General features: G+C 41.4%; 7 protein-coding genes. 5 read left to right on the top strand and 2 right to left on the bottom strand.

What is annotated here, in order from left to right; genetic code table 11:
- From HYU69_05510 to HYU69_05490, 5 genes are all read left to right on the top strand, one after another.
- On the top strand, nt 1–2,546 hold a 2,546-nt coding region (locus HYU69_05510; protein ID MBI2269800.1), incomplete at its 5' end, for a hypothetical protein.
- Between the two features lie 5 nt (nt 2,547–2,551).
- Nucleotides 2,552–3,187, top strand: a complete 636-nt coding sequence (plsY, locus tag HYU69_05505) for a glycerol-3-phosphate 1-O-acyltransferase PlsY (GenBank protein ID MBI2269799.1) — start codon at nt 2,552–2,554, stop codon at nt 3,185–3,187.
- A gap of 176 nt (nt 3,188–3,363) precedes the next feature.
- Nucleotides 3,364–9,033 carry a PD40 domain-containing protein gene (locus HYU69_05500; GenBank protein ID MBI2269798.1) on the top strand — a complete coding sequence of 1,890 codons (5,670 nt, stop codon included), beginning with the start codon at nt 3,364–3,366 and terminating at the stop codon, nt 9,031–9,033.
- Nucleotides 9,034–9,063: 30 nt separating this feature from the next.
- Nucleotides 9,064–9,333, top strand: coding sequence for an ATP-dependent Clp protease adaptor ClpS (locus HYU69_05495; protein MBI2269797.1), 270 nt, complete (start codon nt 9,064–9,066; stop codon nt 9,331–9,333).
- A 4-nt stretch (nt 9,334–9,337) separates the two neighbouring features.
- Nucleotides 9,338–10,144, top strand: a complete 807-nt coding sequence (locus HYU69_05490) for a M48 family metallopeptidase (protein ID MBI2269796.1) — start codon at nt 9,338–9,340, stop codon at nt 10,142–10,144.
- A gap of 10 nt (nt 10,145–10,154) precedes the next feature.
- Here the strand turns inward: HYU69_05490 and HYU69_05485 are convergent, their stop codons facing one another.
- Nucleotides 10,155–10,514 (bottom strand): hypothetical protein, encoded by a 360-nt coding sequence (locus HYU69_05485; GenBank protein MBI2269795.1) that lies wholly within the window; start codon nt 10,512–10,514, stop codon nt 10,155–10,157.
- 262 nt (nt 10,515–10,776) lie between these two features.
- Nucleotides 10,777–12,057, bottom strand: coding sequence for a replication-associated recombination protein A (locus HYU69_05480; protein ID MBI2269794.1), 1,281 nt, complete (start codon nt 12,055–12,057; stop codon nt 10,777–10,779).
- Nucleotides 12,058–12,234: the final 177 nt, after the last annotated feature.

Below are 12,234 nucleotides of genomic sequence, written 5' to 3'. Positions count from 1 at the left end.
AATCAGTGATCGAACATATTAACGGTGACCTGCTGATCGACCATCCTAAAAACAAGTCGGGCTATAAGAGCTATTCCAAGTATCCTGTATTCAACAGTGCAAAAGATTCCTATGTTTATTATCAGAAAAAATCCGTCCAGTCGGGTGTATATTCCAGGGATAAATTTTATTTCCACCTCGAACCCTTTACAATTGACAGTTTGGATAACTTTTCGAACGAGGGTGTGATTTTTGCTGGCGAATTCGTTTCGTCCGGTATTTTTCCCCAGTTCAAAGAACCATTAAGGTTACAAAAAGATTATTCGCTTGGTTTCAGTCGGTCCACGCCTGCTGAAGGATTCGCTTTATACGGCGGGAAAGCGAAGTTTAATGATACAATTATGCTCAGTCACGAAGGTCTGAGAGGTAACGGGGTAATAAACTATGTCACTTCAACATCGAAGTCGCGTGACTTTATTTTCTTTCCGGATTCAATGAATGGTATAAGCCAGAGTTTTGATGTGAAGGAAAGTAAGCAGGGGAAAATTGAATTCCCACAGGTGATGGGTGAGGGTGCTTATATTCACTGGATACCATATAAGGATGTGATGCAGGCGCATTCACGCGAGAAACCATTCGCCACTTATAACGGACAGGCAACATTTAAGGGACGTTATGATCTGACACCGGAATTGTTATCCGGCCGTGGTTTGGTAAATTTTCAAAAGGCCGAACTGGAAGCGCTCAATATTAAATTCAAACAAAATTCATTTGATTCTGATACCGCTGATTTCAGGCTCCAGTCCCTTGAAGAATCGGCTCTTGCATTCTCTACAAATAATGTAAATGCGCATATAGATTTCATTAAACGAGACGGAGAGTTTAAGAGTAATGGCAAAGGTTCGATCGTGAAATTTCCTGTTAATCAATACGTTTGTTTTATGGAAAGTTTTAAATGGTATATGGATAGAAGTGACATAGAGCTTGGTACCGGAGATAAGCCAGGTGCCAACGACCTCGATCTGCAGGGTCCTGAATTTATTTCAACCAATCCGAAGCAGGACTCCTTAAGATTCAATGCTCCCCGCGCTAAATACGATCTCAAAAAATACATTATTACAGCAATGGATGTTAAATACATCAATGTGGCTGATGCCCGTGTGTCGCCCGATTCGGGAAAAGTTGTGATTCGCAAGGAAGCTGCAATGGAAACATTAAAGAATGCGAAAATACTGGCGAACTCTGTGACAAAGTATCATAATATTTATGGAGCCAACGTCAATATTTTCTCACGAAAGAGTTACTCGGGGTCAGGGTCGTATGATTATGTTGATGAATTAAAAAAGAAACAGCCTATTTATTTCAGCAATATTACTGTTGATACAACTCATCAGACTTATGCCGAAACAGAAATAAAAGATTCAACCGGTTTTATGCTAAGTCCGAATTTTGAATACAAAGGTAAGGTGAAACTGCAGGCGACCAATCAGTTTCTTACATTCACAGGTGTTACCCGCATACAACACGCGTGTGAGGCTGTTAAAAAAACATGGTTCAGATTCTCCACTGAGGTTGATCCGAATAAGATATTAATTCCGGTGGAAAAGGATCCTGTTGATGACAAAGGAAATAAGCTCGGAGCAGGCATAATGCTGAGTAACGACTCCACTCATATTTATTCAACATTTCTTTCGGGAAAATATGGCAGAAGCGATTCTGCAGTTTTGCGTGCCGAAGGATTTTTGTTTTATGATAAAGCCTCGAAAGAATATCGAATATCCAATAAAGAAAAGCTCGTTGAGCGAAACCTTGGTGGAAATTATGTCAGTATGAATATAGATAAGTGTATAACATACGGAGAAGGAAGGGTAAGCATGGGAACAGATTTTGGTCAGGTAAAAATTGAAACAGTCGGAAACGCTGAGCATTTCCAGATACCTGATTCCACTTCTTTCGATCTCATGATGACAGTTGATTTTTTCTTCGATGACGGCGCTTTGGACAAAATGAGCGATGCGTTAAATGCTATTGCTGATCTGAAACCTACGGATTTTTCGAGAAAAACCTATGAGAAAGGATTGAGGGAGATGCTTGGTAAGGAAAAGGCCGATAAATTAATTTCACAGGTGAACCTTTATGGTTCGTTCAAAAAATTTCCGGATGAGTTGAAGAAAACAATATTCCTGACTGAACTGAAGATGCGCTGGAACCCACGCACCCGTTCCTATTTATCACAGGGGAAGATCGGCATTGGCAACATACAGAAGAACCAGGTTAATAAATATGTAACCGGAAGAGTGGAGTTGGTAAAGAAAAGGGGAGGGGATATTCTTAATATTTACCTTGAAGGTGATAACAGTACGTGGTATTATTTTAACTATACAAGGGGATTGATGCAGGCGCTTTCTTCATTGGATAATTTTAACACTGTTATTAAAGAGCTTAAGCCGGATAAACGTGAATTAAAAACCGAACGTGGAACTGCGCCATATGCGTTTAATTTATCTACTATCCGTAAAAAAGACGATTTCCTTAAACGTTCATCTGCAGGAGGAGCAGAAGAATAAACAGCATGACACAAACATTGCAAATAATATCGCTTATTATTGCTTATCTGATAGGCTCAATTCCGTCGGCGGTCTGGATCGGTAAAATATTTTACGGTATTGATGTCCGCGAATATGGGAGTGGAAATGCGGGGGCCACTAACACATTCAGGGTGTTAGGTAAAAAAGCCGGTATGCCTGTATTGCTGATCGATATTTTGAAAGGTTTTGCTGCTGTTCAGCTGCCCTATTTGACCGAACTTGTTCCGGGTTCTGTTCAATTTGTAAACCTGCAGCTGGTATTGGGAGTTGCGGCTTTGTTCGGACATATTTTTCCGCTTTTCGCTGCTTTCAAAGGAGGAAAGGGGATAGCTACACTACTTGGAATTATCCTGGCAGTGCATCCTTATGCTGCATTAATGTCAATTGCTGTGTTCCTTGTTGTGTTCCTGGTTTCAAAATATGTTTCCCTCGGTTCAATAACGGCTGCTCTGACATTTCCAATAATTGTAATTGTTGTTTTTAAAACGCGCATTCCTTCATTGGTCATATTTTCAATGGTCATAGCTGTACTTGTACTCATTACCCATCAAAAAAATATCGAACGCCTTATAAAACGGGAAGAATCCAAATCACCTCTCATTAAAAGAAAAACTTCCTGAAACAATCTTATAAACTTTTGATTGTTAGCCATTTATCCTTCCATAAATAGCATTTTTTGCCTAAAAACATTTACCTTTACCTGTTTGATTTTATGTAAAAAGTTCATTTTTGCATCTTATTTGTGAGTCAATTTATTATTGTGTTGAGAAGAACGATAAAAAATAGCCAATTTCTTTTGCTCTTACTAACTGTGCTTTGTTTTAGCACTGTGTTTGCGCAAACCATTTTTACTTCTGAAGAAGATCTAAAAAAGGAAGCTAAAAAACTTTTCGATAGCGAACAGTATGCTGAGGCATATCCTTTATACTCGCAGCTTCTGAGCGTATATCCTAAAGACCCGAATTATAATTATCGTTTTGGTATATGTATGTTGTATACCAGCGAGAACAAAGAAAAGCCGATCAGCTATCTTGAATATGCCGCCAAACAGCCCGATGTAGAGAAAGACGTGTTCTTTTTTTTGGGTAAGGCCTACCACATGAACTATCGTTTTGATGATGCTATCGTGGCGTTCAATCGGTTTAAAAAGGAGGCGTCTTCCTATCAGCAAAAAAAATTACAGGTCGATAAACAGATTGATATGTGCAGGAATGGTAAAACATTGCTTAAAAATATCACTGACCTGCAGGTGCTTGAAAAAAAGCAGTTAAGTGATAAGGAATTTTTTCGTTCATACGACCTGAGCAGCATTGGAGGTAAGCTGCTTATTAAGCCGGAGGATTTTCAATCATCCCTTGATAAAAAAGCGAAAGAACAAACTATTATTTATCTCGCTAAAAACAATACCCAGATATATTATTCAAGTTACGGAACCGATGGCAAGAATGGGAAAGACATTTATATGGTAACAAAGCTCAATAGTGGGGAGTGGAGTCTACCGGCCAGCCTGGGCCCAACTATTAATACAGATGTGGATGAAGATTATCCTTTTCTTCATCCGAACGGAAGAGTACTTTATTTCTGCTCAAAGGGTCATAACAGTATGGGTGGCTATGATATTTTTAAATCGACGTGGAATGCCCAGTCCGGAACATGGTCGGAGCCGGTGAACATGGATTTTTCAATCAATACACCAGATGACGATATTATGTTCGTGACCGATTCGTTGGAGAAGACGGCTTACTTTTCATCGAAGCGTACCAGCCCGAATAACATGATCGATGTTTACAGGATCAATACCGATCGTAAGCCGGTTGATATAGCAGTGATCAACGGTACTATGGGAAAAGATGCTGATGGACAATTTATAAAATCGAAAATAACAGTGAAGAATGCCGACAATGGAGAGTTGGTTGGCATTTTTAACAGCGATCCACAGACCGGAGAATACAGCATGAATGTTCCTGGTGGAAGTAAATTACTGTTCACGGTTGAGACCGAAGGTTCCAAAACGCAATCGGAAGTTGTTGTATTACCAACTCAGCGTGTATTCAAACCATTCAAACAGGAAATGAATTATGAAAGTGGGACTGATAAACTTTTAGTGAAAAACTTCTTTGATGAGGCAGTTGACGACAATAATTATCTGCTCGCACTTAACTTCATTAAGGAAAAGGCTAAGATGGATGTGAACGCAAATGAGGCTATGTTCAGGGATCCGCAGCCAGCCGCGACACAAGAGACCAAAAAGGATTCGGCATCAACAGCTACTGCACCGGTCGATGCAAAAACTTCCGCAAGTATTACAAATGCTGAATTGGTAAAGATAGCCTACGATGATGCGGAAGATATTCAGAAAGAAGCCAAAGAATTGAAGAACCAGGCAGACCTGGCATTGAACTATGCCAATGAAAAGAACGAAGAAGCGCAGTTGAAGTATAAGGAAGCCAATGAGGCCGCTGCTCAAAGTGATGTTGCAGGAGCGGAGGAGAAGAAAAAGGAAGGGAATAGGATATCCCGTGAGACCGTGGCCGCGTTCAACCTGGCCAAAAAGCTTGATGCTGATGCGGCAGCTAAGCAGGATGAAGCTGACCTGTCGCTTAATTATGCAAAAGAACTGGATGCGGCCGCAAAAGCGAAAAACTCAGGCGCCGCATTGACTCAGCTTGAAGAGCAGAAAAAGCGACTGGAGAGCCTGAGTCAAAAACCTAAGGGTGCCGACAATGCATATAGCAGCATCAAACTCGATGCGGATAATAAGCAGAAGGAAGTGGAACGCACAAAGGAGAAATCTCTTTCACTTGCCAAAGACATAAATAATATTGACACGGAAATAAAGAATCTGGAGCAGACAGCAGCTACCTCGAAGAACGAACAGCTTAAGGAGGGCTTGAAAGGACAAATTAAAGATCTGCAGGATGAGAAAGTAAAGAAGCAGGCTGAGATAGTGGAAACAGATGCGAAAGCAGTTGTGCTGCAAAAGGAAGCCGATAATTTAAAGAATGAAGCGGAGATTGTAAGTGGTATGATCAGCCAGATCAAAACAGGTGGTGAGGCTCCTGTAAATGTTTCTTCCATTGATAAGCAAAAACTACAGGAGCAGGTTAATGGTTATAGGATGAGTGATATCGCTGTGCCAACTACTGATGCAGTTATTTCATCCACCGAAACAGGATCACCGGATAAAACAACCACCTCTGAAACTAAATCCGTGACGGATACAACCGCTGAAGCAAATAATATAAAACCAGAGCAGTACAATAAAGCGATTACAGTAAAACCTGTCCCGAGCTACGACAAAAAATACATTCGGAAGCTGGATGAAGCCAATGAGATCAATGATGATTATACGCGTGAAACGACAAAAGCAACCTATTACAAAAGCTGGTCCGATTCTATAAGCAGGGATGTAGAGGCGAAAAAAACGGAGTTGGCTGAAATAAAAGATGAAGAAGCTAAAAAGGAGATGGTGCAAACAATCGCCAAAATGGAAGTTGAAGCCAAAGAAAAACAGGATCTGTCGGATCGGAGTAAAGCCAAGGCAAAAGCAGCTGTTTCAGGAACTGCAATTGGTGTCGTGTCAGCTGCTAATTCAGATTCAGCCAAAAATGAAACTACTGAAATAGCAAAGAATACAGTTAAGGAGTCAACTACTTCTACCGGTCATCCTGTTAACAATACTTCTTCTGAAAAGTCTATTAAGTCAAACAATAATGATTCTGTTCCTGAGACTTCCGATCAGTTAGCTGTAAACAAAACAGGCGATACCGGAACAAGTTCAATTATCAAAAGCGAAATTAAGGACATCGCTGAAGATACAACAAAGCTGAAAACTTCGTCATCCTCCGGTGATATTAGGGATACAACAAAAAGTCCAGCTTCTATAGAAGGTGAAAATGTTAAGAATACAGCGTCCTCAGTGCCGTCGAATTCGAATACTGAATTGATCAATAGTGCGGCTGAAAAGGCTAAAGAAAGTAAAGATCTTAATGAACAGGCAATGACACTCCGGGACGAGGCCACTTCGATGAGTGATCCGGATGAACGGAATGAAGCCATACAAAAAGCAGAGGTTATAGCAGTGCAGGCTGTGCAAAAACAACAGGAGGCGGCTGATATTACGGCTAAAATAAAAACAGAAGAATTCAGGAAGAAAGACGAGCAACTGGCAACTCAATCAAAAGCAATAGGGGATAACCAGGCCGATGATGTGCTGATGGCTGAAATGGTAAGAGACGAAGCTAAATTTTATTTCGAAGAAGCTAAAAAGTTGCGGGAGAAAGCTGCCAATTATCCATCTTATGATTTTAAACAGGAATACCTTGATCAGGCAGAACAGAAGGAAATAATTGCTTTTGAGAAACAGGCCAAATCAGCTGAGCTTTATTCTAAATTTAAACCAGAGGAAACTCCTGTAACGGTTTCCAATACAACAACCACGAACAATTCGCAGCCCGCGAATAATACAGTAACAACAGCCGCTCAACCGACTGAAACGGTAACACCTGCAACAACAAATACGAATGAGCAGACGGCAAACAATACTGTTAAATCAACTGAACCTTCAGTTAAATCCGAAACCCCTGCAGCAACAACTAAAAATGATGCACAGGCAGAGCCCGATGGCACAACAAAATTAAAAGACGAATCCACTCAAACTATAAAATCCGATACAACTGCCCCAGGCACTTCGGAAGCTAAAGTAAAAGCAACCACTCCTGTTGCTGCGGACACTCAGGAAAAACAGACTTCAAGCGATCAGCAACAAACTGCGGAGAATAAGCAACAGCCCGTTGATCAGAAAAAGGCAGCTGAGGAAACGTCTTCCAATGTTCCTGTTACCCAGCAAGAAGTGCGAAAGGTACAGGATACAAGGGAGTACGGACATTATGTTGATGTGAGGGCGCAATCAGACTCTTCTTTGCAGATTGCCAAACTACACCATAGTTCCGCGGCTGATTATCAAAGGCAAGCGGACGCTAAAAGAAAAGAAGCTGATCCTATCCTGAAACAGGTTGATGAAGTTCCGGAAGGCACCCCTGTACCGGATGAGCTGGCTCAAAAAGTAGCAAGCATAAAAGGAGAAGTTACCTTTTATCAGCAAAAAGCGGACTCGGCAAAAATTCTTGCCAGGAACGCGGAGGAAGTGGCTGCTGCTAAGTTGACAGAATCTGAATCATTCCTTGAGACATTGGATGATAATAAATCCAAACAAATTATTGCCGCCTATAATGCGAAAGATATTCCTGTAAGCACCGCTGCTGATAACCAACAGACAGCTACACAAGCAAAATTCAGCGTTCCAAAAACGGCAAAACAACCGGCGATAAAATCAGGTTCAATGATAATTAACGCGCTGGCAGAGGGCTTTGAAGTCAGCAATGGAACAGTTTATACCAATGATCGTCCGATACCAATTGACCCGAAATTACCGGAAGGACTTGTATTTAAAGTGCAGATCGGTGCATTCAAAAACCCTATCGCCCAGGATGCGTTCAGGGGTATGAACCCCATCTCTGCAGAAACAACTCAGCGTGGTCTTATACGTTATACAGCCGGCTTATTCCGCGATCTGTCACCTGCAAATGCAGCCAAGAGCAGGATACAAGCCATCGGATACAGGGATGCTTTTGTTGTTGCCTTTTACAATGGTAAGCGTATATCATATGGAGAAGCGATGGCGATGGTGAATGGAGGTAAAGTGCCTGAAGTCGCTTCAAATACAATACCACAAAATACACCTGCGCAAACTAACGTCACAGAGTCTGCTGTAATTCAGAAAAACAATACAGGTGTAAATACTAATAATTCTCAAACACAAATCAGCAGCCAGGAGACTTCAATTGCCAAAACCACGGATATAGCTACGGTATCAGGTGTAGTTTATACTGTACAGGTTGGCGTATATTCCAAGCCGGTAAGTTCTGCCCAATTATTTAATATCGGATCTTTGTATACTGAGACAATGAAGAACGGACTTATCCGTTATACTTCAGGAGCATATACCGATATCACTGAAGCGACAAAAGCCAAAGGTGTCATTGTTGCAAGAGGTGTCAGGGACGCCTTCATAATTGTGTACAAGGATGGAAAACGTGCAACCGGTACTGACCTTGTACAGCGTCCGAAAGCGAACGGGAATACCGAAACCGTAAAAAGTGAAAACACGTCTTCTTCAGCTTTGGCACAGGACATTGTGTTTAAGGTGCAGGTAGGTGCGTATAAATCGGAAGTGCCTATTGAAATGGCCAATAAGTTTTTATCGATTGCAACCAAAGGCGTTAATGTAAATAAAGATGAAGCCGGAATGACCATCTATTCAGTTGGTAAATTTAAGACTTACGAAGAAGCGCTTACAACGAAGAATGAATTGGTAAGCAGCGGGATCGCGGATGCCTTTGTTGTTGCGTACAATAAAGACAAACGAATGAACCTGGACGAGGCAAAACAACTTATAAATAAATAGCAGAACATGATCACGCTTAACGACATACTGATGCAAACCGAAGAAAAGGTTTCAACCGATCGCAAATTGCAAACGGAAAAGCTCAGGGAACTCATTGTTTATAATGATGATGTGAATTCTTTTGATTTTGTTATCGAATGTTTTATTAAGATATGCGGCCATGATGAAATTCAGGCAGAACAATGCACATACCTGGTACACTACAAAGGAAAATGTGCGGTGAAACGGGGTTTGTACGAAGAACTCGAATCAATATGTGTAGCTTTACTGGACAGAGGTTTAACAGCTAAAATTGAATAATAAAATGAATAAGAGAATAATAATTTTTTTATCAGTGGTTATTTCGTTTGTATCGTGCAGCCGTGTGCCTATTACAGGTAGAAGACAAATGCATCTGTTGCCGGAATCTGAAATGATGTCAATGAGTCTGACAAGTTACCGGGATTTCCTGAATAAGAATAAAAGAGTGCCTGACGCTGATCCCCAAACCGAACTGGTTAAAAAAGTAGGCGACAATATTGCCAAAGCTGTTCAACGGTATATGACCGCCAATAAAAAATACGCAAGCAGGGTGCAGGGCTTTAAATGGGAATTTAACCTGGTTGACGATAAAACGGTTAATGCCTGGTGCATGCCCGGAGGCAAAGTGGTTGTTTATACAGGTCTTTTGCCTGTTACACAAAATGAAACCGGCTTGGCCATTGTGATGGGTCATGAAATAGCCCACGCCATTGCACGGCATGGAAATGAACGCATGAGCCAGGGTTTATTGGTTCAATTGGGCGGAATAGGTTTGGCAGTTGCCACATCAACCAAATCGGGGCCAACGCAGGATATCTTTAATCAGTCTTATGGTGTGGCAAGTACGCTTGGTACATTGGCTTATTCCCGTAAACACGAATCGGAAGCGGATAAACTCGGCCTCGTTTTTATGGCAATGGCCGGCTATAACCCAGGTGAGGCTCCCGCTTTTTGGGAGCGTATGGCAGCCTCTGCCGGCGGACAAAAGCCACCAGAGATATTGAGCACTCACCCGAGTGATCAGACACGTATTAAAGATATCAGGGCATTTTTACCGCAGGCGATGAAGTATTATAAGCCTACGAATTAAGAAATCAGAATCACTTCCTTTTTAAAGTCTCGGCAATAATTTTGTCTTTTTCGGCTAACTGAACTTTGAGTAGTTCAATTTGTTTTTTAAGCTCTACAATGTCTTCCTTTAACCGCGCCTCGTTAGGCGACCACAGGTCAAAATAATATTTCTGTTGGGCGGTAGCTGAAAGATCGCCGCTTTCTTTAAAGAAAGTATACAATGATATGCGTAAAGCTTTCGAAATAAGTTCGAGGGTACGTATATCAACACTGTTATGATTAAGCGCAAAATCGAGGTCGGCTTCGGAAAGACCTATGTATTCAGCCAATTGAGCGTAGGTGTGGTTTTGTTCGGTTAGTATTTCGATTATGCGGTTTTTAAGGCTCATGATATGAGTTTATTCCGACTAATATACGAATTCATTTTCTGTTTTTTTTGTTGTAAAAGCTTGATGCAAAAATTAAAACCAAAAGTAAAACTATGACAATTATTGTAATAATTCTTTCGTTACTAGCAAGTGGAGTAGAGTGCGAGGGTGGAGTCCAACCAAGAAAAACATATAATACAACACCTTGCACCACTATAATGGTCTAACTTAAAATTAAGCATATATCATATAAGCCCTCTCCAAAGGAGAGGGTAGGGTGAGTTCAATATCCATACTTCTCACCCCACATCTTCCTCAAATAATCTCTCAGCTCTTTCTCACGCGCGTTATTTCCAGGGTCATAAAGTTTTTTGCCGCTCACCTGGTCGGGTAAATATTCCTGTTCGCTGAAATTGTTTTCGTAACCGTGTGAGTATTTGTATTCTTTGCCATAACCAAGCTCTTTCATAAGTTTGGTGGGTGCGTTACGTATATGCAGGGGTACTGGCAGGTCGCCTGTTTGTTTTACCAAGGCCTGTGCCTCATTAATGGCTTCGTAAGCCGCGTTGCTTTTTGCCGACGATGCCATATAAGTAGCGCACTGTGATAAAATAATCCTTGCTTCAGGATACCCGATCACGTTCACAGCCTGGAAACAGTTGTTGGCCATGATCAAGGCGGTAGGGTTGGCATTACCTATGTCTTCAGAGGCCAGTATCACCATCCTGCGCGCGATGAATAACGGATCTTCGCCGCCTTCTATCATCCGGGCCAGCCAATAAACCGCCGCGTTAGGGTCGCTGCCCCGGATCGATTTTATAAATGCTGAAATAATATCGTAATGCTGCTCACCGCCCTTGTCATACATGGCCAGGTTTTGCTGCACAATGTTCATCACCTTTTCGTTGGTGATCTCTATTGTTTCAGTGCCAATTGACTGAATAACTAATTCAAGAACATTTAACAATTTACGTCCATCACCTCCGGAAAGCCGCAACAATGCTTCATGTTCAGTGATCTTGATGTTTTTATGTTTTAAAACTTCATCAGTTGAAAGGGCAATATCTAACAAGTGAATAAGATCATCTTTATCCAGGGGTTTTAAAATGTAAACCTGGCAGCGCGATAAAAGGGCGGATATAACTTCAAATGACGGATTCTCCGTTGTCGCACCTATTAATGTAATAACGCCCTTTTCAACAGCTCCCAACAATGAATCTTGCTGAGACTTACTGAAGCGGTGAATTTCATCAATGAACAGCACCGGTATATTTGTTCCAAAAAAATTCTGTCCTTTTGCTTTTTCAATTACATCGCGTATATCCTTTACGCCCGAGTTAATGGCACTAAGGGCGTAAAAGGGCCGTTTGAACTGGTGCGCGATAATATTGGCTAAAGTGGTTTTCCCAACCCCCGGTGGTCCCCAGAATATCATGGAGGGAATGATACCTGTTTCAATAGCCTTGCGCAGCACAGCTCCTTCGCCCACCAAATGCTTTTGCCCGATATAATTATCGAGCGAAGTAGGGCGGAGGCGTTCGGCTAATGGGGTGGAGGATTGCATGTGATAAAGGTAAAAAAATATAGGCCCCCTCCCAACCCCAGGGCCACCGCATGAATAATAATTGAGGGACAAACAGTTAGCTGTTAATAATAATGGCGGATTGAGTTGAAAAGGGAATGAAAAAAGTTTGTTGTTTGATTTTAAAAATCAAACAATGGACTTTGAATTACACTTTTC

The organism is Bacteroidota bacterium (assembly GCA_016183775.1).
GTDB lineage: Bacteria > Bacteroidota > Bacteroidia > JABDFU01 > JABDFU01 > JABDFU01.
This window is presented reverse-complemented; position numbering and strand designations above follow the sequence as displayed.